We start from the raw sequence: 22,849 nt of genomic DNA on the forward strand, positions 1-22,849 counted from the left end.
CACATTTCATGACATAAGGGCATTGTCGGAAGGAGATGACCGCCTTACCTTCCCGTTATGGACCTTGAGCTCAGGCACCTCAGGATCGTTCGCGCGGTCGCGGACGCGGGAAGTGTGAGCAAGGCCGCGTCCCTGCTCGGGCTGGCGCAACCGGCCCTCACCGCACAGCTCAAACGCATCGAGAGGGTGCTCGGCGGCACCCTGTTCGAGCGCGACAGGCACGGCGCCCGGCCCACCCGGCTCGGCGAGCTGGTGCTCGCCCGGGCCCGGGTACTCCTCCCGGCGGCCAAGGAACTGCAGGACGAGGCCGTACGGTTCGCTCACGCCCCCTCCCCCGGCTTCCGCATCGGCGCCACCAACGGGCCGATACTCGGCGGCCTCGTCGACCGGCTCGCCGCGGAACGGACGGTGAGCACGTACACCTCATGGTCGGCCGACGAGCTCACCACCATGGCCGAGCTCGGCCGGCTCGACTACGTGCTGACCGGCGCCTGCGGCGACGGCGGCACGCCCATGGGCTCGCTGCGCTGGGAGACGATCAGCTACGACCCGGTCTTCACCCTGGTCGCCGACACCCACCCACTGGCCGGCGAGAAGGAGCTGGAACTGTCCGAACTCGCACCGGAAAGCTGGGCCGTCACCCCCGGCGACGGCTGCTTCGCCGACTGCTTCGCCACGGCCTGCGCCCGCGCCGGCTTCACCCCTGGAACGATCTACGAAACCGACGTGGCGACCTGCACGCACCTCGCGCGGGTCGGCCGCGCCGTGGCGCTCTGCCAGGCCACCCACCAGGCCGCTCCCGGCCTGGCCATGGTCCCGCTCGCGGGCGCGCCACTGCGCTGGCGGCAACTCCTCGGCCACCACCCCGCCGCCTCCGACGCCACCTGGGTGGTGGAACAGGCCAAACAGACACACGCCGAAGTGGTACGGCGAAGCCCCGTCTACCAGGACTGGCTGGTGCGGAACCCCGGATTCGGCACCGCTTCCTAGCACACGGACAGTTCTTAGCGCACGGACAGTTCTTAGCGCACGGACAGTTCTTGGCGCACGGACAGGGCCGGGGAGCGCGTCCAACGGCTCCCCCCGGTACCTGGCGGCTAGGCCAGGGTGTACTCCCACCCCGGCTGCCAGGCGAACGGAGCATCCACCAGCTCGGCCAACTCCGCCCCCTCAAGCAGGTTCTGCAGCGCCCACCGATTGGCCGAGTGCGAGATGACCAGCACCGAACACCCCTGCCACCTGTCCATCACCTCTTCAAGGAACGCCGCGGTCTCGGCCACCACCTGCCGATAGCTCTGCCCCCCTGGCCACGGCACATCGACGAACCGCCGCCGCAACCTCGCCACCTCAGTGACCGGCCGCCCGTTGTAGATCCCGTAGTCGCACTCCCGCAACCTGGGGTCGAGCCGAATCGATTGTTCGTCTCTGAACTGTTTGTCGCTGAACGCGACCTCCGCGGTCTGCACCGCCCGCCGCAGATCCGACGCGTACACCACATCCACGTCCCGCCGCCGCACCCCCAACTCCACGGCCAGCTCCCGCCCGGCCTGGGACAACTCCCCCGGCAACCAGCCGGTGGCGATGCCCGTCTCGTTGTCGACCGTGAGGGAATGCGTCTCGTAGATCAGCCTGACCGCCATGCCACCGACGGTACCGGCCGATCAGTGCCGTTGGCGTACGCGCTGAGTGAACGAGGACGATCTATGCTGGCATGGTGGCTCAGGTGTGGAAGGATGCATGTTTGCAAGGGGCGGTAGCTCAGCCGGTCAGAGCATCGGACTCATAATCCGTGGGTCGTGGGTTCAAGTCCCACCCGCCCTACTTTCCAATACCACGTTCGACCTGGGGTTTTCTCGGTTCTTCTCCGACTCGCCGCGAGCCGAAGAGCGCGAGTGATTGCTCCATGGCTGCTCTTGTGTACGGACCGTGTTGATGTGGAGATCCCCGGTGGCCACTCCACCTACGCGGGCGCTGCCGAACAGGTCCTCACGCGCCGCCGACCGGACGGTGCCGCGCTCGGCCATGAGCCGGGCGCCCCTTTCCTCCGCTGTGTACCGGTCGATCAGTGACAATCTGCTGGGACGGCTGAACAGGAAATGGGACCTGGTCAGATTCCCCGTCGGATGTGGTTCAGGCGGCCACAGTCAGGGCGAACGGTTTGCGGCCGCGGCGTCATATGAGGGAAGGCACGAGCATGGCGAGCGCCTCGGGCCCGCGGGCTGTGGTGATGTCACCGAGTGTCTTGACGACTTGGGTGTCCGGCAGGGAGCTCTGCAGGTGTTCGGCGAGGCGCTGAGCTGCGGATGAAAGCTGCGCAAGGGAATACGGAACCCACCCCACCGGCGTTGGCCCGCCGGCACCTCCACGATCAAATAGGTCAACGGCGGAGGGGCCGAGAGGGGTGTAGGTGGTGATCTCCTGGAAGCCCAGCCGGGCGATGCATTCGCCACCGACGTGCTTTGGGTCGCCTGTGCCTGGCTTATCTCGCTGTCGCCGATGATGCCGCTTTCAAAATGCCCAAGAATATCTTTCGGTTTTGCGGGCTATCTGCGAGCTAACCGTACGCGCGAAACGTAGCCGATGCCCTAAGGTCACGATTCCTGAAAAGTGCCGAGATCGCGGACTACCTGGGCGAAGGCGCGGATGAGGCCGGTCTCGGCCTCGCTGCGCCAGATCAGGCCCCATCTGAGAAGCGGGGCATCATGAATGGGCAGGTAGGTGATGCCGGGGCGGGCGTGATAGCGGGTGACGTGATTGCCCAGGGAATTGACGGCCTCGCCGGCGCCGACGATGGTGTACAGCTCGTCAAGGTTGCTGATGATCGGGAGACGCTCGATCGGGCGGCCGCTGGGTGCGTGGAAGGGAACGAACGCGTCCTCCCAGTAGTCGGGCACGGGCATGACCGACGCGAGGACGCCGAAGTCAGCGAGTGCCTCCAGCGAGACCGATCGCTGATCGGTCAGTTCGTGGCCGGTGGCCACCGCTAACACTTTGGGTTCGGTGCAGATGACGGGGCCGACGGTCATGTCTGGTTCCTCGACGGGCAGCCAGGCGATCAGTATGTCGATCTCCGCCTTGCGCAGCGCGCCGAACGGGTTGACGAAGGTGTTGTGGCGGATCTGCAGGCCCCAGTGCGGGTGGCGGTAACGGAAGGTGTCCCAGAAGGGGCGCAGGTCGTGGGCGTTGCTGGGGATCATCCCGATGCGGAGCACTTGGGTGATGCCCTGAGCGGCCAGCCTGGCCCGCTCCATGCTCTCTTTCAGCCCGTGGTAGATCGGATGCAGGTCGTTGCGGAGCTGTTCGCCCAGGCGTGTGAGCCTTACCGCGCGGCTCGTGCGCTCGAAGAGCTCGCCGCCGATCCGGCGCTCCTGCTTCTTGATCACCTGGCTGACCCGCGCCGGTGTGATGTGCAGCCGGGTGGCGGTGCGGCCGAAGTGCAGCTCCTCGGCCAGCGTCAGGAAGATCTGGATGTCCCGCAGCTCCACGAGTGCCCCCTTTCGGACGTTAAGTCAGAGATTAACGCACATTGAGCGGGCTGACATTGATGCAACTAGAGGCTGTATCGGAGGCTTGGGCTGTCCGAAAGCGCCTTTTCGACCCACTCGATCGCGATATCCGCGGTCGGGCACGCGAAAAGGCGATGATCACTCAAACCCTCGAAAGGACAGCGGTCATGGAAGTACGGATGAAGAGCCCTGCAACGGTCCTGCCGGACGCAATGCAGTCCATTCAGGCCTTGTACAAGGCGACGTTCGTCAGCGGCCTACCGCGGCAGACGCTGGAGCTGGTCCACCTGCGGGCCAGCCAGATCAACGGCTGTAGCGCGTGTGTGGACTCCGGCGCCCGTAGCGCCAAGAAGGCGGGCGAGAGCGACGAGCGCCTCTGGGCGGTGGCGGCCTGGCGGGAGACGACCTACTTCACCGACGCCGAACGCGCCGCGCTGGCGCTCGCCGAGGCGGCGACCAGGCTGGCTGACCGCCCCGACCCGGTCCCCGACGAGATCTGGGACGAGGCTGCCGACCATTACGACGAGTCGCAGCTCGCGGCCCTGATCCTGATGATCGCTGTGACCAACCTGTTCAACCGCCTCAACGCCACCACCAGGCAGGTGGCCGGCGGCACCTGGGGCTGAACCACGCCAGGCGGCGCGCGTGCCACAAACAGTCACATGGTACGGCGTCGCCTGACATCACCCTTTTCTGGCGCACCGTGTCACGCCGGTGACCGGCGGCAACTCGTCGTTCTCTCGATCAACTCAAGGAGTGCAACATGGCCCACGTATGGCGACAACGGTTACTGATCGGCCTGTACCTGTTCCTGGCCCTGGAGTTCGCCATCGGTGCGGTGACAAAGTTCTGGCCAGGTCCGACGATCTTCGGCCCAGCGTATTCGGTGAAGTTCGTGGACTGGGGCTATCCGTCCTGGTTCCGTTTCGTGATCGGGGCGGCGGAACTGGTCGCCGCCGTTCTCCTGGTCATCCCACGCAGGCGGTTCAGGTTCCTGGCCGCCGCGCTCCTGGTAGTCATCCTGATAGGTGCGGTCACCACGCACATCGTCAGCCAGGATTCGCTCGTAAACAGCATCTCGGCGCCGATACATCTGACGATCATGGCGGCCATCGCATGGGCGTCACGGCCCAAGGAATGGAGTGAGCTCTTGAGCCCGCGCGGAAGCGAGAAGCCGAAGGCGGGCGCACATCCTTGAGGTTACGTCAGGCCGTGCTCGTAGGCTTGGCTTGGTGAGGACGCCGGCGACGTGCGTCCTCACCGTGCCTTCTTCGGTCACCGGTTCCCAGACGATTTCGGCGTCGCTCAGCCCACGTGCCAACTGCCGAAGCGCCTGCGAGGCAGGCCAGCACGAACAGTATCTGGTACAGCAGCGAGAACAGCATCCACGACCGTCCCCGTGTCACGACGATCAACGCGAGGAAGCCCAGCGCGGGCAGGCCGATGACAAACGCGGCCAGCCACGCGCTCGCTGGCTGAAATGACTTCATGCGGGGTGTGATGATCAGGTTCGCAGGCCGGACCAGGATTCCCGGACCAGACATGGCGGGCGGCCTTCCATGTCGGACTGGCCGCCCTCGGAAGGACGCCCAGCGGTGACCACCTCGCGGTGAACCCTGCGGTGGTCGGGTCACCGCCGGCGCCAGCCACGATGGACATGAGCAGGCTGACCACGGCCGCATCCTGCGGCCACATTCCCGACCGTGGACCACGCCACGTCGAACAAGCCGATGGTGGCCCGCCGATGGACGTGGGGGCGCGGGTAGACGGCCTGCGCTTCTTGCTTCGCGAACTCCTCGACGTGCCGCCGTATACCCAGGTGAGGCCGGTCCGCCAGGCGAGCCCCGGCGATACGAAGAGCCAGTGGCAGGTGACCGCAGAGATTCGCCAGTTCGACCGCGCTGTCCCGGTCGACGCCGATCCGGTCCGCGCCAGCCGCGTGAGCGAGCACGTCGACGGCGTCGGCGGCGGGCAGGACATCGAGCTTGAGCCGGTGGGCGCCGTCCAACGCCACCAGGCCGCTGAGCCGATCTCGGCTGGTCACCAACATCAGACACCCGGGATCACCCGGCAGTAGTGGACGTACCTGATCCGCGTCCGCGACATTGTCCAGGACGACCAGCACCCGCCGGCCCGCCAGTATCGACCGGTACAGGGCGGTCTGGCCTTCCACGCTGATCGGGATGCGTTCGGCGGCCACTCCCAAAGCACCCAACGACAGAGCCAGCGCCTCGACGGGCGACATGGGCGGCCCGGTGTGGAAGCCACGCATGTCCACGAAGAGCTGTCCATCCGGAAACCGCTCGCTGACTCGGCGAGCCCAGTGCACTGCCAGGCTGGTCTTACCCACCCCGGCAGTCCCGGTGATCACCGCAAGCACCGTGGCCGTGGCACGGGCCTCAGGGCCTAACAGCGCGTCGAGTCGGCGCAGGTGTGAGGTACGGCCGACGAAATCGGCGACGCCCGGTGGAAGTTGCACCGGCACCATAGGCTCCGCCGTACGCGCTGTCTGCTGGTCGATGGCCGCGCCGGTCCGCGCGGTATCGGCGATGATCGACGCCTCCAGTTCGCGTAGCTGCGGGCCGGGCTCCAGGCCGAGTTCGGCGACCAGGCGGCGGGCTCGCTGGTAGGCCTCAAGGGCGTCGGCACGGCGGCCACACCGGTACAAGGCGATCATCAACTGGCCGTGCAGCCGCTCTCGCAGCGGGTGTTCGTCGATCAGCCTGGACAGCTCGCCGACCAGTTCGCCATGCCGGCCCGCTGCGAGTTCCGCGTCGATCCAGTCTGTGATCGCGGCGAACCGTGCCTCCTCCAGACTGCCGCACAACCGTTCGCGCATGGAGCCGGTCGCGGCGTCAGCGAGCGCCGGCCCTTGCCACAGCGCGAGCGCCTCGGCGAGCCTGGCCGCGCGCACGTTCGGATCCTTGATCGCCCGCGCTCCATCGATCAGCATGCCGAACCGGTGCATGTCAACCGATTCCGGCTGGAGCTGCAGGCGGTAGCCCCCGCCGAGGGCCAGCAGCCGCACCGGCTCACCGGTGTCGCCACCCATGGCCGATCGCAGGGTGGTCCGAATGCGGGACATCAAGGTCTGCAGCGTCGACCTGGCCGTCGCCGGTGGAGCCTGATCCCACAGCAGTTCGATGAGTCGCTCGGCGGTGACAACCCGTTGCGGCTCCAGCAGCAGTACCGCCAGGGCGAGGCGTTCTTGACGCCGTCGTAGGCGAAACACCTCGCCACGGGCGGAGTGAATCTCCACCGCACCCAGAAGCCTGAACTCCACACCGCAGAGGCTACCGGCGCCTCGCACGCGCCCAGTTGTCCAAGAGATGGCAAGGAAATGTCATGGCGGGCGGACAAAGCTGCGACGTGCGACAACAACCGTCCGGATGGGGGTGATCGGGATGAAGCGTGAACCGAGCTGGGGCTAGTCCAGGGAGTATGTGAGCGTGGTCCGGCTGGAAAGCCGGACCACACCTATTTATGCCGCGATGAGACATGAGGAACGGAGCGCTCGTGGACGAGCAGGATGCCGAAGGCCCTGTGCCTGACCGGCCCGCCACCTTTCGGGAGGTCCTCGCCGTCACGGAGTATCGCTCTCTGTTCGCGGCGACGGTGCTGTCCTGGATCGGCGACTACTTCGCCAAGGTCGCGGTAACAGTTCTGATCTTCAACGACACCGGCTCCGTGCTGCTGTCCGCCGCGGGCTTCGCCGTCAGCTACCTACCCTGGGTGATGGGAGGCCCCGTCCTCGCCGCTCTCGCGGAGCGGTACCCGTACCAACGCGTCATGATCATTTGTGATCTGACTCGAGCGGCTCTGGTGGCACTGGTCTCTGTGCCCTGGGCGCCGTTGCCCGTCCTGCTTCTCCTGCTGGCGGTCTCCAGCGTGCTCACACCGCCGTTCGAGGCGGCTCGTTCGGCCATGGTGGCGCAGATACTGACAGGAGATCGCTACGTGCTGGGCCTTTCGCTGCAGAACATGGCAGGCCAGGCCGCGCAGGTTGCGGGCTACGCGCTGGGAGGAGTGATCGCCGCCGTCGACCCGCGTGGTGCGCTGCTCATCAACGCAGCGACGTTCGCTGCTTCGGCACTGCTGCTGTGGCGCGGAGTACGGCCTCGTCCGGCCGCAACGCTCAGGGAACGGCACCGCTCCCTCCTGAAGGAGACCGGTGACGGTCTGAGGCTGGTCTTCGGGCACCCGATCATGCGGCCGATCGCCCTCGTGGTGTTCGGTCTCGTCGCGATCGTGATCGTCCCGGAAGCGCTGGCCGCTGCCTGGTCGGCCGAGCAGGGAGGGGATTCTCGGACTGCGGGCCTGTTGATGGCCGCCATACCCGTCGGCAATGTCATCGGCGCCGTCCTGACGCGGGTAACGAGCCCGGAGCGACGGCTGAAGCTGATCAAGCCGCTCCTCTTGGCGACCCCTCTGCTTCTTGTGCCTGCGCTGCTTCGGCCGCCGTTGGTGGTGGTGTTCTTCCTGATGGTCGGTGCCGGTGTCGCCAACACGGTCATCGTGCCGCTGAACGGGCTGTTCGTCAGCGTGCTCCCTGGCGACTTCCGGGCCCGTGCTTTCGGGATCATGCAAGGAGGCATCCAGATGACGCTCGCGGTCGCCGTGCTCACCGCGGGCGCGCTGGCCGAAACGCTGTCCGTGCCGGTCGTGGTCGGGACGTGGGCCGTCTGCGGCCTTGCGTGGGCGGGGGTTCCGGTCAAGGCCTGGCCACGCGGCGATGCCATCAGCGCGGAGATCGCACGAGTCGCGAAGCTCAACCGCAAGGCATCGGCCGCGCCGGCGTGATGACCGGGGCTTGCCTCGGAGATGCGGTGGGTGATGCAGGCGTGGGTGCCGGGCTCGGCGCGGGACCGGAGGAGGTCAAGGACGTGTGATTGCTCGCTGGTTGCTCGTGCGCATGCGGTACGGCGCGTCAGGCATTGTCACAGTCCGGCACGTCGGCAGGGGCAGTCACGGTCAGAGCGACAGAAAATGGTTGGTCGCTCGATGGTCGCCCCACCAGGCCGTTCCTGACCAGTGTCGCGAGTGAAGGTGGACGAAACGTGGCCGAGTGTCTCCTGCGCGACCTTCAGATCGACTCCGGCGGCGAGCATGAGCGAGGCGGCCCCGTGGCGCACCGCGCAGGCCCGGACCGCGATCGACGACCGGCTCGCCGCTCCGCTCGGCCCACCGCGGGCGCTCTTCTGCCTCGCGCTGAAGGTGCGGCTCGCAACCGACGCGGGAGCCTTCGACCCGGCGCTGTCCGGCAGGCTCGGCGCCGAGGTCAGAACCTCGATCGCCGCGGCGGCCGCGAGCGACCCGGCCGGGATGAGGGAGGCGCTCCACCGGTTCACGGCCCTGGTCTCGGCCGGACCGGTCCCAGCGGACGTCGCGGCCGACCTGCTGGCCCTCAGCGGAGTGCTCGCCACCGGGCCCGCAGGATCGAGGCGGAGTCCGCGCAGCTCATCGGCGGCGCGTGCCTGCGTACCGACACACCGGCTACACCGGCACCGGCTTCGTGGCCTGCATGAAGACCAAGGACAGCGGCGTACGGTTCAACGCCCCGGTCACCATCGGCGGCCTCTGCACCCTCCGTCTCCGCTACGCCAACGCCATAGGCGCCCCCAGACGATGACCCTCAACGGCGGTACCCAGCCCATCCAGCTAACGCTCCCACCCTGGACAACTGGGACACCTGGTCGGAGCACCAGCTCAGCCTCCCCCTCACCCCGGCCGCCTCCGGCCGGAGCGTCGCTCCACAGCTCGCCCTACCGCACGGCCGGCTGCGGGTGCCCGTAGTCCCGGATGATCTGGGAGGCGAGGGTCATGGTCTCCGGTGACATGCGCAGCAGGTCGTCGTCGCGGAAGCTGAAGGCGAACAGGCCGTCGGCGACCAGTTGGGACACGGTTTCGGGAGTGAAGGTCCGGCGCAGGTCGTCCTGGTACACATCGACCGGATCCTCGTGCGGTCCGTAGTAGGCGACCATGACCGGGCCACGCGTTCCCAGGGCCTTGACCATGCGCCGCAATTCCTCAGCGTTGCCGTCGGGTTCGAAGAGGCTGAAGCTTTGGAAGTCCGAGGCCCTCATCGCCTCCGCGAAGTAGCGGAACATCGATCTACCGGCACCGGTCCGAGGGTCGTCGTGGGAGGCGGTCCAGCCATCCCAGTTGAGCGCGATCCGGGCGTTGGGGGCCTGCTGGCGCATTGTCTTCATGATGTCGGCGTAGCGTTCCTTGAGGGCCAGGTAGTAGTTCGTTGTCGCGCGGTCGGCCAGGTAGCCCGAGTTGGCGCAGGCGAGTTTCTGCAGGCCGTGGAACATGGAGATGTACAGCGGCGGCCCGTCGGCCCGGCCGGCGAAGGCCGCGGCCAGGCGGCGCATGTCGTCGACGAACTCATCGGAAAGCGGGTAGGGCTGCCCGCAGGCCCGCCCGAATCGCGTCTTGATCGACGTACCGTCCTGCCAGGTTGCCACGACCACGTGCACCGCTCGCCCGGAACGGTAGATCTTCGGGATGACGTCCGAGCGCCAGCCTTCGAACTGGCTGAGCTGGTCGGGCCCGTGGTACCAGGTCGTGATCATCCCGATGCCCGAGGCCATGAGCGGCGAGCCGGTGGCCTTCACCGCGTCCGGCCCGAGGCCGAAAAGGATCTTCGGCTGGGCCGCCCCTTTGGTCGCCGCCCGATCCTGTGATGACGTCCGGCCGACGTCAGCGGCGCGCGGCAGTGCCGACCACGTTGCCTGGTGCGCCATCGAAGAACCGCTCACCAGCAGCAGCGCACCGATCAACATCAGCGTCAGCGGGGCCGTCACCGTACGTGCCCTCCGGCGCGGCGCCGGAGGAACGGCTGCCACGGGCCTCGCCGGTGGCCGCGGCGGCACGGGCGCGGGCGCGGCCCTGGACAGCGGCACGGGCGCGAGCCTGGGCGGCGGCACGGCGTCGGTCGTCTCCGCCAGCAGAGCCCGGTAGATGCCCTGTAACTGGCTGCCGGGTGCGGCGCCGAACTCGTCCAGCAGGATCGTGCGCACCTGCTCATAGCTGGCGAGCGCGTCCACCTGCCAGCCCGCCGCCCGCTGCGCCATGATCAGGCGTTCCCAGGTGGGCTCACGCAGGGGGTCCTCGGAGAGCATGGCCCGCAGCACGGTGATGCCCTCCATGACCTCACCGGTGACGCGCAACCCATCGGTCAGGCAGTAGCGAGCCGTCCAACGTAGTTCGTCCAGGTGCCGGATGAACACCGGGTCCGTCGCGTCCTCCTCGGGCGTATCCCGCCAGAGCGTCAGAGCCTCGCGTTGCAGCCGGATCGCCTCGGCGGATTCTCCTGCCGCCAGGGCGTCGACGCCGGCGCTGACGAGCGACTCGAAAATGTCGATGTCGAGCTCGCCGGAATCGACGGTGAGCCGATAAGCGCCGCCCTGCCCGGCGAGCCGCTGACCGTCCTCACTCGGTGGCAGCATCTTGCGTAGCTGGTGCATGTACGTTTTGATGCTGCCGCTTGTCGAACTCGGGTATTTCGCTCCGCCCCAGAGGGTTTCGGCGAGTACGTCGAGATGCACCCAGTCATTTCGACGGCGCAGAAGTGCGGCCAGCAGATCTCGACGCTTACCGGGAGGCAGAGGCACCATGTGCCCGTCCGGACCGATCACTGCCAATGGGCCAAGGGCCGCGAAGATCGGCGTCGGTCGGCCATATGGCTCGGGCACGCCTGCCTCCGGCTATCGAAGATAGTCTCCGCCCCAGCATAGTGGAGATCATCGCGCCACGCCGGGCCTACGCGGGCGCCGACTCCGTTGAACAGCCCGTCGGCCCGCATCGAAATGGCGCTTCCGGATATCAAGGTGATGCGAATTGCCGAGGGCCGGGTAAAAGCTTTTGAATAAGCCAGCGCGTTGCGTCAGACCGTTCATTCATGGAAGCCGGATCGACGCCGGTGGAGCCGTTCTATGGTGCGAAAAGCCCGTCCTCGATCGCGCGGAGGAGCAGGTCAGCCTTGGTCGGAACGGGCCGGCCGACCTGTGCGTACTTCGCACGAATTCGCCTGATGTACATGTCGACCGTGTGCGGTGAGATCCCCATGCGGCGGGCCACTGACGCTTTCGTCATCGACCGCAGCCACCACCTCAAGGCGGTGTGTTCCTGTTCGGAGAGCTGCGGGACGTGCCATCGCGGCGCGCCGCCGGCCGACCGGCTGCCCGTGACCGCCTCGACGGGCCGATGCCTCGCCACCGCGACGATCGCGCCGATCAGGCGCCGCCGATCCTGACTCAGGGGGACGAATGCCTGGGCGCCCGCCTCCAGAATCGCCCGTACGACGTCCCGCGACGTGGGCTGGGAGAACGCGACGACACGTGCGCCGGCCGAGGCGAGCGCCGCGATATCGGTCAGGGCGCCATCGCGGGGTCGACCAGGATCGAGCACGAGCACGTCCGCGTCGCTCGGCGGCACGGCGGCCTCGACCATCACCAGCCGTGGATCGGCGACCAGCCATGCCCGTAGTCCCTCCGCCACGACCGGCAGCATCTCCGCCACACCCACGCGAATGGGAATCGGCGCCCCGTCCGTCACGATGACTCGAACCTCGTTTCCGCCTGACGGGATCTGGTCCGCTTGCCGGTGGGCCGAGCGCATCCGTTCGATCCGCCTGCCCACCGACACGGGTCAACACTGCGCCGACGGGTGATAACGAGGTCATGCCCCGGTGAAAGACCTGGTTACGTGTACGCATTGCCGCCGGCATGTCAGGCATGAACGATCGGGGTGCGTGCTGATCGTTGGGCGGGAGCGATTACCGATTGTGCTTGTCGGCAACTCGGCCGGGTGTGGCATCCGGCGCCTGCCGAGCGGGGCGTCGGGGATCGCGCCGATGACATCGGCTCGATGCTCTGCGGCCGTGGACAGGTAGCCGCGCGCCGCCCGCAACCCCGGGGAGCACGCCCTTCCCGTCGATTCTCTTTCATAAGACGACTCAGCGCCCTTTGGGGAAAACGACGACAGGAATGACGAAAGGCGACCATCACACGGGGTTCCACCACCGGCGGTGGGGTTTCGAGCAGGTGGTGGCCGTGCCGGTTGACCATCATGTCGGCGAAGGTGCGGACGTGGTCGTAGAGCCGGGCAGGCGGTGGTGAGCGCGTCCAGATGTCGCTGTTCGTCAGCGGTGAGGGTGGTGGGGTTGTGCGGCAGTCACCAGGTGGCTTGCCGCACCGTGGGCCGGGTCAGGGACCCGCTGGTCGCAGGGTGGCCGGGCGTGGAGGGTGGGTTCGGCCCACTGAAGGCACTATCTCTTGAAACGGTTGTCGTTCAGAAGTTTCCATGCCGTTTTTCCCCTGGCGGTCTTAATCTTCTGGATCGTGCCGAGGGTGTCCGGGAGAAACTCCGACGGGAACTCTTGGCGAATCGACGCCTTCCGGCACTTCGAGATGAAGTCGTTGGCTATAGCCGAAAGATTATCCCTGGCATTACAACTCAGGACTGCGGCGGAAGTGCCGGTGGACGAGCTGGCGACGGCCTGCGTGATGGTGGTGGACGAGTTGGCGGCTGTCTGCGTGCCGGTAAAGGCGCCGATCGCCAGGAAGATCGCCGTTATGGTCAGGAGTAAGGATCGAAGCATCCTGTTCACGTTCTCTCCTTCGTGAGTACAACAAATCTGGAATTTCGGCAGAGAGCAGCGGACGGGCATCTCACGTACTGAGGCGCCGTCGGAGGGCGGGCATCCCGAGAATGCCCGCTTCGGACCAGGCGTCAGTAGATGCGCACCTTCCCCCAATGACAGGGATCGATGTTGAAGGTGCCGCCTCGATCCAGGGTGTCAGTGCGGAGGCGGGGGTAAGGGTAGTGCAGGTCGTGGTACACAACCTGAAACGCGCGATCGAGCGGGGTCGAGAATCTGACGACGGGATCGGCCTCAGTGCCTCCTTTCAGTTGTCCGCGCGTGATGGCGACGTTGCCGCCGTTACGGAAGAACACGCCGACGTACGCGTTGAACCTGCTGTCCCCGTAAACTTCGATTCTGCCGGTGCATGCCGGATCCGCGCTGGCCGAGGTGGCTCCGACGACGATCGCCGGCACGGGTAAGAGCGTGGCGAGAAGCGTCAGCATCGTTATACGCCACGACGTTTTGAAGCGTCTCATCCGATGTTCCCCAATCTTTGTCCGGTGACGTTTCGACCCCACAATCGCGATTGGGCGTCGGGGCGGCCTGGGTGAAGCAGCCACCGCAATTCGTGGGAGCTCCCCGGCGGCGAAGCCGTGGCGATCGCGTGGGTGGGACCGCCTACTGCGATGAAGGCTATGCGGGTCGGCCGGACGACGCATGACACGCGTTCGCGTGACACGCTGACCATCGATCGTCTGAGGGTGTGCCCATACCGGAGGGGGTTGCGGTGATGAGAGCGGCATCTGTCTCCGCTCACCATAGCCCTGTCGACGGGAGTTCCTCGGAGCGCGGCACTGCGGCGGACGGGCGGAGGGCAGCTACTGCTGGATCGTGTCCCACGGCTCGGCCGACCTGGTGACTTTGATCCGGCTCTGCGAGGCGTTGAAGTCCTTCACGATCTGTTCGTAGCCGAGCGCGTCGCCCCCGGTGAATCCGGTCCAGAGGGACAGCTCGACCGGTCCTTGGGGCGCCGCGCCGTGTTGTCGAGGCTGGTGCGGGCGGTGTGAAGAGCGGGCCCCGGTCGGGGGTAGCCCGGGGGAAGACCCCCGGGCTGACCTGGCATCAGCTGGCGGGGGTGTGGCCCTCGCCGGTTCTGGTGGCCTTCTTGGCGGCAGGTGTTTCCATGTTGCCGGTCCTCATCGTCGGCACGCTCTTGGCGAACGTCTCGGTCGCGTGGGCGGCGCCGTCCGCGAGCTGGTCGAGGAGGGTCGTGTTGACGTTGTTGTAGGTGTCGCAGGCCTGGTGGTAGCAGGGGTCATAGGGCACGCCGGCCGTGCCACCGAAGACGGCGGCCTCCTCGGCGGTCTTGACGGGGTCGGTGCCGGAGCGTACGCCGCCCGCCGGGATGCCCGCGTCCATGAACGGCTGGTAGTCGGAGCTGCCGGTGAACGCGTCCTGCTTGAGCGCGAGCTTGCGCCCGGCGTAGTAGTCGGTGAAGACCTTCTCGATCGCGTCCGAGCCTGTGGGCGGCTTGGAGCTGTTGGTGCCGAGTGAGTCGTCACCGTCCAGGACGCCGCGGACCCCGTTCGGGGAGCCGATCATGTCGAAGTTCAGGTAGAGCGCGATCTTGGCCTTCTCTTCGGCGCTGAGGTTCGCCACGTAGTACTTGGAGCCAAGGTCACCACCCTCCTCGGCGCCCCAGAAGGTGAAGCGGACCCGGTTGTTGACAACGCCGCGAATCTGGCCGATCTTCTGGGCGATGGCGAGGACCGTCCCCGCCCCGCTGCCGTTGTCGTTGATGCCGGGACCCGCGCCTACGCTGTCGAGGTGGCCGCCGACGGCAACGACGTGATCCGGGTTTCCGTACGGGGTCTCGGCCACGATGTTGGACGTCGTGCGCTGCTCGCTGATGGTGTCGGTCTTGATGCGGAGCTTCAGGTCGCCCGCCTTCGCCGCCTGAACCAGTTCGACGCCCAGCTTGTTGGTGAAGCCGATCAGCGGGATGGTGAACGGACGCAGCGCCGTACCCTCCACTGGCGTGTCGGGGACGTCAGGACGCTGATAGTAGGCGACCGCGCTGGCGCCGGCCTTCTGGGCGTTGTCCGTCTTGACCTCGAAGGTGCAGCCGCCCCGGCGGATCAGCGCGATACTGCCGGCGGTGAAACCGGCGAAGTCGTCGGCCTCACAGCCGCTGCCCAGTCCGGTCGCGTCGGGATCCACGGCCAACGCGGTGGCCGTGACGTCGCCGGCGCCCGAGTAGTCGAGGGTGCGGTAGTCGGTGCCATGGGTGTACGAGGTGGGGGACGGAGCGGTCTGGGCGAAGACCGAGGGTGTGGCCTCTTTGTAATAGGGGAAAGCGAAGCGCTGAATTGTTGGCTTGTATCCGGCCAGCGCGAGCTTGGCCACAACGTAATTTACCGACTTCTCAAAGCCGGGCTCGCCCGAAGCCCGGTTGCCGCCATTGTTGCCGGCGATCTGCTGGAATGCCAGCTGGTGTGCCCGGATATCTTTGAGCTGGACCAGGTCGGCCAGGCTCGGAATACTGGCGTTCGCGGACGGCGCCGCGCCGAGGGTCGCCACTAAGCCGATCAAGGTGCCGATGGCTATTTTGCGCACGTGTAGTCTCCTGAATGCATGGCTGAGAACGCGAATCCGAGTCAAGATCCGCGTAGGGGTCTTCGTGATAGTTGCTGCTGATATCCCAGGCTTGCAGGTATACGAGACTGTGCTTCCGTTCGCCTTCCGCTCCTCTTCCGCTCCACTTCCGTACGGTGGGGCATGCAGGGAAATGTCAGCCCGATCCGGTGGCCGGGCGCGCCGGTGAGTGAGACGCCGTCGAGTACGCGCCGCGTGCCCAGCGTCCGTACGAGATCGTGGGCGAGCAGTGCGTCACTCACCGGCGATGCCTCCGGTCTCCAGCAGCCGCCCGCCGGACAGCTCCAGCCGCCGGTTCACCTTGATCTCCGCGAGGAACCGTTCGTCGTGGCTGACCACCACGAACGCCCCTTCGTACGCGCCGAGCGCGCTCTCCAACTGCCCCACGCTGACCAGGTCGAGGTTGTTGGTGGGCTCGTCGAGCAGCAGCAGCTGCGGCGCCGGCTCGGCGCAGAGCGCGCAGGCCAGCGTGGCGCGCAACCGTTCGCCGCCCGACAGCACCCCGACAGGCAGGTGGGCGCGGGTGCCCCGGAACAGGAAGCGGGCCAGCAGGTTCATCCGCTCCGCCGCAGGCATGCCGGGGGCGAACGCGGCCAGGTTCTCCGCCACGGTGCGCCCGACGTCGAGCAGGTCCAGCCGCTGCGACAGGTAGGCCACCCGGCCGTCGGCCCGCCTGGTCGTGCCGCCGTCGGGCTCCAGGTCGCCGCTGATCAGGCGGAGCAGGGTGGACTTGCCCGCGCCGTTGGGGCCGGTCAGCGCGATGCGCTCGGGTCCGCGGATCGTCAGGTCGAGGCCGGGCTCGGCGAACAGCGCGCGGGCCCGCAGGTGTTCGCCGAGGAAGACCGTGCGCCCGGCGGGGACGTTGGTCCCGGGCAGGTTCAGGACGATCTTCTGGTCGTCACGCAGGGCGCGCTCCGCCTCGTCGAGCCGGGCCCGGGCGTCTCCGACGCGAGCCGCGTGCGTCTGACCCGCCCGCCCGGCGGACTCCTGGGCGCCGCGTTTCATGTTCCCGGCGAAGATCCGCGGCAGGCCGGCGTTCTTGAGGTTGCGCGCGGCGTTGCTCGCCCGGCGCTCGGCCCGCTCACGAGCCTGCTGCATCTCCCGCTTCTCGCGCTTGAGCTCCTGCTCGGCGCTGCGCACGGTGCGCTGGGCGGCCTCCTGCTCGGTGCGTACGGCCTCCTCGTACGCGGTGAAGTCGCCGCCGTAGAAGCGGACCTCGCCCCGCTCCAGCTCGGCGATGCGGTCCATGCGGTCGAGCAGGGCCCGGTCGTGACTGACCACGAGCAGGCAGCCGTTCCAGTCGCCGAGCACGTCGTAGAGGCCGCGGCGCGCGTCGAGGTCGAGGTTGTTCGTCGGCTCGTCGAGCAGCAGGACGTCGGGCCGTTTGAGAAGTTGCGCGGCCAGGCCGAGCGAGACGACCTGGCCGCCGCTCAGCGTACGCAGCGTGCGCGCGAACTCCAGGTCGCCGAGCCCGAGCCGGTCGAGCTGAGCCCGGGTGCGCTCCTCGATGTCCCAGTCGTTGCCGATCGTGGTGAAGTGCTGCTCGCGCGCGTCCCCGGACTCGATGGCGTCCAGCGCGGCGATCACGGGAGCGATGCCCAGGACCTCGGCCACGGTCAGGTCGCCGGCCAGCGGCAGGCTCTGGGGCAGGTAGCCGAGCACGCCGTCGACGGACACGCTGCCGCCGCCGGGCCGGCACTCGCCGGCGATCAGCTTGAGCAGCGTGCTCTTGCCCGCGCCGTTCGGGGCGACCAGGCCCGTACGGCCGGCGCCCACGGTGAAGGAGAGCTCGCTGAAGACAGGTGTGTCGTCAGGCCAGGAGAAGGACAGGTTTGCACAGATGATGAACGCATCGGACATGCGAGACCTCGTACGTACGTGATCCGGGGCGCGCCGAAGCCGCCCGGCAAAGGGACAGGGATTCGGGGAACGACGACCAAGGCCACATCGGCGGCGATCATTGGCGCCTGCCGGGGCCGGTCAACCTCCGGGCTCACCCGGAGATGTCGTCGTCGCCTGCCATGTCTGGTCTCCTAGCTCTGATCACGAACTGTCCACACGATAGCAGCCGCCCGTCAGGCGCCGGCCAGCACGCCGCGGAGCTTGTTCCGCGAGTTGACGTCGAGCTTGGTGAACACCTTGCCCAGGTGCCATTCGACCGTGCGCGGGCTGATGAACAGCTCGGCGCCGATCTCGGAGTTCGACTTTCCGTCGGCGGCGAGCCGGGCGATCTGGGCTTCCTGCGCCGTGAGGTCCTGACGGACCTCCATCGCGCGCTGGCGTACCGTCTCGCCGGTGGCGAGGAGTTCGCGGCGGGCGCGCTCGGCGAAGGCCTGGGCGCCGAAACGGTTCAGCATCTCGTAGGCGGTTCGCAGGTGCTCGCGCGCGTCGAGGCGCCGGTTCTCGCGGCGAAGCCACTCGCCGTACACCAGATGGGTGCGGGCGAGGTGCACGGCGATCCGGCTGCGCTCGAGGTGCTCGATGGCCTCGCGGTACAGCAGGTCGGCGGCCCGGCCCTCACTGAGCAGCGCCCGAGATCGGGCCAGGACGCCGAGTGCCCAGTCCGTGCCGCCGGCGCTGGTCCGTTCCTCGATCTGTCGCAGGGCGGCTGCGGCAGCCGCGAGGGCCTCGGGGGCACCGCAGCGGGCGGCCGCCTCGACGAGCTCGACGAGGGCGAAACCGTAGACCCCCAGGTCCTCGTGCTCGCACGCCTGTTCCGCGCCGGCCAGGGCGGCCTGGTACTGGCCAAGGCCGTTGTACAGCACCGCGATCAGGTACGCGCCCAGACCGATCGCTCGCCCCTCACCCCAGGCGGCCGCGTCTCGGGCGTTGGCCTGGATCAGCGCCGCCGCCTGGGCATCCTGGCCACGCCAGGCGACGAGCAGTAGCGAAGAGTAAGCAAGAGGCGAGTTGCGGGTCGCCTCCGTGATCGCGTTGGACTCCTCGATCAACGCCGAGGCCACGTCGAACTCTCCGGCGTGCACGTGCACGGAAGCGCGGTAGGTCAGGGCCAGGGGCAGGAAATTGAGCGCGCCGGCCTCGCGAGCCGTCCGGACCGCGTGCGTGGTCAGTTCGTGCCACGTCTCGTCGTCCCACATGTCGGCGGCGACCAGCCAGGTCAGCCAGAGCCAGCGCATGATCTCGTCCCCGTTGCGTCCGGCATCCTGCCGGAACGCCCGCAGAGCGCGCTTCAACAGCGGCGCACCCTCGACGTAACCCTCGGCGAACCACGTCGCCAGGCCATCGAGCAGTACGTCCGCCGGCCGTGGTGGTCGCGGTCCCCACGGTGCGGCGCGGGCGGCCTCGGCCACCTGCCGCACTCCGCCGCGTCCGTTGAGGCGGCCGGCGAAGATCGCCGCTCCGACTGCTTCGAGGTACGCCTCACGGGCCTGTCCGTCGTCGACGCGTTCCAGCCGACCGGCCGCGTCGAGCAGCAACGGCAGAGCATCGCCGCCGCGTCTGCGCGCGAAGACGATCTGGGCGCGGAGCCGGGCCAGCCGCCCGCGCTGGAGTTCGTCCAACGGGCCCATCTCCGCGGCGGCGAGGAGCTCGAGCGCCGCATCCGGTGCGCCGGCCTCGAAGGTGGCCTGCGCCGCGGCCACCGCCCTGGCCCCGCGTCTGGCCGGATCAGGCGTCAGCTCGGTCGCCCGCTTCAAGAACGCGGCCGCCGCCGCGATACCGCCGCGTGCCTGGGCCCGGTCGGCCGAGCGCTCCAGCTCGCCGGCCACGGCCTCGTCGGGTTCGACCGCCGCGTGGGCGCGATGCCAGGCTCGGCGATCCGGGTCGGACGCGGGATCGGTCGCCTCGGCCAGCGCACGATGGACGTCCTGGCGTTCCCCGGGATCCGCCGCGCGATAAGCCGCCGAGCGCACCAGCGGGTGACGGAACCGCACCGGCGTCCCGAACTCGATCAGCCCCGCCGCCTGGGCCACCGCCGCGGCGTCCGCCCCGATGTCGAGCCGCTCGGCCACCCGCCTCAGCAAGGACACGTCCCCCACCGGCTCGGCGGCCGCCGCCAGCAGGAGCCGTTGCGTCGCACCCGGAAGCGACCCGATACGCCGCAGGAAACTCTGCTCGATCTGACTCGCCAGGGGCCGCGCGTCAGGGCGCCCGAACCCCCCGGCCAGCTCGGCCGCCGTCAGGCCCCGCGGCAACTCCAGCAGGGCCAGCGGGTTGCCGCGGGTCTCGGCGACGATCCGGTCCCTGACCCGGTCGTCCAGCCGGCCGGGGACCACCGAGTCCAGCAGCGCGCGCGCATCGTCGTCGCGCAGGCCCCGGAGCACGAGCTCCGGCAGCCCCTGCAACTGATCATCGCCCGGATCGGCCGCCGGCGCACGCGCGGCGAACACCACCGCCACCCGCTCCGCGAGCAGCCGGCGCGCGACGAAGGCCAGCGTCTGCGCGGAGACCCGATCGAGCCACTGAGCATCGTCCACCACGCAGAGGAGTGGCTGCTCCTCCGCCGCCTCGGCCAGCAGGCTGAGCACCGCCAACCCGACCAGGAAACGGTCCGGCGCGCTCCCCGCACTCAGGCCGAACGCGATGGCCAAGGCATCACGCTGCGGTCCGGGGAGGCGATCGAGACGCCCCATCATCGGCGCGCACAGCTGGTGCAACCCGGCGAACGCCAGCTCCATCTCGGACTCGACACCGGCGGCCCGCAGGACCTGACACCCCGTCGCGCTTCCCACCAGGTACTCCACCAAGGCGGACTTGCCGACTCCCGCCTCGCCGCGCAGCACCAGAATCTGGCTCTGACCCGCCTTGGCGCTCGCGACCAGCCGATCCAGCGCTTCGCACTCGCTACGCCTGCCACGCAGACCGCGCCGAGGAGCGCTGCTCGACATTCACCACCACCGTGCAGGTCAAGTGGGCCAGACCCGGGTCGATTAGGTCAGCCCAATTATGCCCTGCATGGGCACGGTCCGGACAATTCGGCTATGCGGCCCATCCCCGCTGGGGGCGGATGGAAAGCTGAGCCTGGGTGAGCAGGCCGATGAGGCGCGGCATGTCGCCGGCTCGCGCCGCACCGAGAAAGGCGTCGAACAGCCCATCTCGCTCCGACGGATCGACCGGGTTACGCGGTCGTTCGGCGAGATGCTGGCGCGCCCGGCGCGCCAGTTGCCGCGCGTTGGCCTCGCTGAGTTCGAGTACTTCGGCGATCTCGCGGAACGGATAGTCGAACGCCTCCCGCAGCACGTAGACGGCGCGTTCGACGGGAGACAGCCGTTCCATCAGGAGCTGTACCGCGAGCTCGACCGCCTCGCCGCGTTCTGCTTCCAGCACGGGATCGACGGATGCGAGATCACGCTTCGGGCGCCATTCCCCCACGCTGATCTCGCGACGAGCGCGGGCCGAGGTCACCGCGTTGAGCGCCACCCGCGTCGTGACGGTCACGAGGAACGCGACCCGATCCCGGACCCGTGCCCGGTCCGCGCCTTGCCAGCGGACCCAGACGTCCTGAACGACGTCCTCGGCGTCGGCCGCCCGGCCCAGCAGCTGGTACGCGATCCCGAACAGTCGAGAACGGAGGCTTTCGAAGTCCGCCGACGACGAGCCTGATTCCGACACGACGTCCACGCTGGACAAGCACATGACGATCTTCACCCCTCACGGTGACCTGGACCGCCGGGACCGGCTCCAGTGACATAGCCACGCTCGTCCGGCCCGGGTTTCGATCGCGCCCGTAGAAAGCCCGGTCGTGTCCCTGGCGAAGCACTCACGGCTCGGCCGGGCAGCCCTCCGGAACGTGACCTGCGCCGCGTTGTCACAAAACCGCGTTGTCACAAATCGGGGTGCTGCCCTGTCCTTCAGGTATGCCACCAGCCAGCACCATCATCCGGATCCGGGTCCGGATGAGCGCTCGTGCCATCGATGAGCCGCATCGCGTTTCCAGTCCGCTCGAACTCCTGTTCGATCTCACCTTCGTGATCGCGGTCGCGGCCGTCACCGCGCAGCTCGCGCACGGCATCGCCGATGGTCATGGCCTGGCCGGGCTGGTCCCGTTCCTGCAGGTGTTCTTCGCGATCTGGTGGGCGTGGATGAACTTCACCTGGTTCGCCTCGTCCTATGACACCGACGATGTCGCGTACCGGCTGCTGACCATGGTGCAGATGGCCGGCGTGCTGGTGCTCGCCGCCGGTGTGCCCGCCGCGGCCGGGCACTCCGACTACCGGATCATCGCCCTGGGCTACCTGATCATGAGGATGGGACTCGTCACCCAGTGGTTGCGAGCCGGTGTCGAAGACCCGGCGCGCCGCCGTACCGCACTGCGCTACGCCGCCGGCATCAGCTTCGCGCAGCTGGGTTGGCTGCTGTGGCTGGTCCTCGTGGAGGCGGGCATCCTGCCCTCGGCCTTCCAGCTGCCGTTCTTCGTCTGCCTGGTCGTCCTGGAACTCGCGGTGCCCCGGTGGGCGGAGCGGGCCAGGGCTACCAACTGGCATCCGCATCACATCGCCGAGCGCTACGGCCTGTTCACGATCATTCTGCTCGGTGAGAGTGTCCTGGCTGCGAGCAGAGGGGTCGAGGGGGCGCTCGAAGCGGGTGAGATCAGCGGTCCCTTCATCGTGATCGCCGGCTCCGGTCTCGTCCTGTTGTTCGCTCTTTGGTGGCTGTACTTCCTCGTGGAGGCGGGGGAAGGTCTCAGTGACCACCGTCATCGGTCGTACCTGTGGGGGTACGGCCACTACGGCATCTTCGCGGCCCTGGCGGCGCTGGGCGCGGGGCTCGAAGTGGCGGTGGAGCAGACCGGGCACGACGTCGCGGCATCTCCTCTGGCGCTCGGCTACGCGGTCGCCATCCCGGTCGGGGTGTATGTCGCGCTGCTGTGGGCGGTCCACTCTCTTGTCGTCGCGGAGCCCGTCATCTTTCCCGTCGCGGCTCTGGGCTGCGCCGCGGTCGTCCTGTCGCTACCGCTGGCGACGCCCTGGATCGGGGTGGCCGCCGTGGTCGCGCTGATCGCGGCCATCTGCGTCGTGCTGGTCGCGGTCACGATCTGGGGCGCGGCCCGCGCTGGGACTTCCGCGCAGTAGACCGCATGGACGTCACAAACCGCACCGCTACCCGGTCTTGTTTCAGGAATCGTTCTCTTCGATGTGGT

At 68.1% G+C, this 22,849-nt stretch carries 17 protein-coding genes and 1 tRNA gene; 7 read left to right on the top strand and 11 right to left on the bottom strand.

What is annotated here, in order from left to right; all coding sequences use genetic code 11:
• Nucleotides 1–57 precede the first annotated feature (57 nt).
• Nucleotides 58–990, top strand: coding sequence for a LysR family transcriptional regulator (locus tag KME78_RS32825; RefSeq protein ID WP_219533280.1), 933 nt, complete (start codon nt 58–60; stop codon nt 988–990).
• Nucleotides 991–1,097: 107 nt separating this feature from the next.
• Here KME78_RS32825 and KME78_RS32830 read toward each other — a convergent pair whose 3' ends face one another.
• Nucleotides 1,098–1,640, bottom strand: coding sequence for a histidine phosphatase family protein (locus KME78_RS32830; protein WP_219533281.1), 543 nt, complete (start codon nt 1,638–1,640; stop codon nt 1,098–1,100).
• 107 nt (nt 1,641–1,747) lie between these two features.
• On the opposite strand from KME78_RS32830, the gene KME78_RS32835 reads away from it, so the two are divergent.
• A tRNA-Ile gene (locus KME78_RS32835) sits at nt 1,748–1,821 on the top strand.
• Nucleotides 1,822–2,591: 770 nt separating this feature from the next.
• Here the strand turns inward: KME78_RS32835 and KME78_RS32840 are convergent.
• Nucleotides 2,592–3,485, bottom strand: a complete 894-nt coding sequence (locus tag KME78_RS32840) for a LysR family transcriptional regulator (protein WP_219533282.1) — start codon at nt 3,483–3,485, stop codon at nt 2,592–2,594.
• Between the two features lie 188 nt (nt 3,486–3,673).
• Here KME78_RS32840 and KME78_RS32845 point away from each other — a divergent pair, with 188 nt between their 5' ends.
• Nucleotides 3,674–4,132, top strand: coding sequence for a carboxymuconolactone decarboxylase family protein (locus KME78_RS32845; protein ID WP_219533283.1), 459 nt, complete (start codon nt 3,674–3,676; stop codon nt 4,130–4,132).
• 137 nt (nt 4,133–4,269) lie between these two features.
• On the top strand, nt 4,270–4,704 hold the full coding sequence (locus KME78_RS32850; protein WP_219533284.1) for a DoxX family protein: 435 nt from the start codon (nt 4,270–4,272) through the stop codon (nt 4,702–4,704).
• 432 nt (nt 4,705–5,136) lie between these two features.
• Here KME78_RS32850 and KME78_RS32855 read toward each other — a convergent pair whose 3' ends face one another.
• On the bottom strand, nt 5,137–6,789 hold the full coding sequence (locus tag KME78_RS32855) for an AfsR/SARP family transcriptional regulator (RefSeq protein WP_219533285.1): 1,653 nt from the start codon (nt 6,787–6,789) through the stop codon (nt 5,137–5,139).
• Nucleotides 6,790–7,022: 233 nt separating this feature from the next.
• On the opposite strand from KME78_RS32855, the gene KME78_RS32860 reads away from it, so the two are divergent.
• Nucleotides 7,023–8,306 (top strand): MFS transporter, encoded by a 1,284-nt coding sequence (locus KME78_RS32860; RefSeq protein WP_219533286.1) that lies wholly within the window; start codon nt 7,023–7,025, stop codon nt 8,304–8,306.
• Between the two features lie 670 nt (nt 8,307–8,976).
• Nucleotides 8,977–9,135, top strand: coding sequence for a carbohydrate-binding protein (locus tag KME78_RS32865; protein ID WP_219533287.1), 159 nt, complete (start codon nt 8,977–8,979; stop codon nt 9,133–9,135).
• Nucleotides 9,136–9,268: 133 nt separating this feature from the next.
• Here KME78_RS32865 and KME78_RS32870 read toward each other — a convergent pair whose 3' ends face one another.
• The 8 genes from KME78_RS32870 to KME78_RS32905 form a co-directional block, all read right to left on the bottom strand.
• Complete coding sequence (locus tag KME78_RS32870) at nt 9,269–10,975, bottom strand: AfsR/SARP family transcriptional regulator (protein WP_246652509.1); 1,707 nt, start codon at nt 10,973–10,975, stop codon at nt 9,269–9,271.
• Between the two features lie 466 nt (nt 10,976–11,441).
• A complete protein-coding gene (locus tag KME78_RS66445; protein ID WP_219533289.1) occupies nt 11,442–12,065 on the bottom strand; it encodes a LuxR C-terminal-related transcriptional regulator in 624 nt (207 codons plus the stop codon).
• A 712-nt stretch (nt 12,066–12,777) separates the two neighbouring features.
• Entirely contained in the window at nt 12,778–13,119 is a 342-nt protein-coding gene (locus KME78_RS32880) for a hypothetical protein (RefSeq protein WP_219533290.1), read from the bottom strand.
• A gap of 122 nt (nt 13,120–13,241) precedes the next feature.
• The gene (locus tag KME78_RS32885) at nt 13,242–13,598 is read right to left on the bottom strand and encodes a hypothetical protein (protein WP_219533291.1); all 357 of its coding nucleotides are present in this window, start codon (nt 13,596–13,598) and stop codon (nt 13,242–13,244) included.
• 619 nt (nt 13,599–14,217) lie between these two features.
• Nucleotides 14,218–15,711, bottom strand: coding sequence for a M20/M25/M40 family metallo-hydrolase (locus tag KME78_RS32890; RefSeq protein WP_219533292.1), 1,494 nt, complete (start codon nt 15,709–15,711; stop codon nt 14,218–14,220).
• Nucleotides 15,712–15,984: 273 nt separating this feature from the next.
• Entirely contained in the window at nt 15,985–17,610 is a 1,626-nt protein-coding gene (locus KME78_RS32895; protein WP_219533293.1) for an ABC-F family ATP-binding cassette domain-containing protein, read from the bottom strand.
• 215 nt (nt 17,611–17,825) lie between these two features.
• Nucleotides 17,826–20,597, bottom strand: a complete 2,772-nt coding sequence (locus KME78_RS32900; RefSeq protein WP_219533294.1) for a helix-turn-helix transcriptional regulator — start codon at nt 20,595–20,597, stop codon at nt 17,826–17,828.
• A 91-nt stretch (nt 20,598–20,688) separates the two neighbouring features.
• On the bottom strand, nt 20,689–21,330 hold the full coding sequence (locus KME78_RS32905) for a sigma-70 family RNA polymerase sigma factor (RefSeq protein WP_219533295.1): 642 nt from the start codon (nt 21,328–21,330) through the stop codon (nt 20,689–20,691).
• A 275-nt stretch (nt 21,331–21,605) separates the two neighbouring features.
• Here KME78_RS32905 and KME78_RS32910 point away from each other — a divergent pair, with 275 nt between their 5' ends.
• Nucleotides 21,606–22,781, top strand: a complete 1,176-nt coding sequence (locus tag KME78_RS32910) for a low temperature requirement protein A (RefSeq protein WP_246652511.1) — start codon at nt 21,606–21,608, stop codon at nt 22,779–22,781.
• Nucleotides 22,782–22,849 lie beyond the last annotated feature (68 nt).

The organism is Nonomuraea guangzhouensis, assembly GCF_019396345.1.
Taxonomy (GTDB): domain Bacteria; phylum Actinomycetota; class Actinomycetes; order Streptosporangiales; family Streptosporangiaceae; genus Nonomuraea; species Nonomuraea guangzhouensis.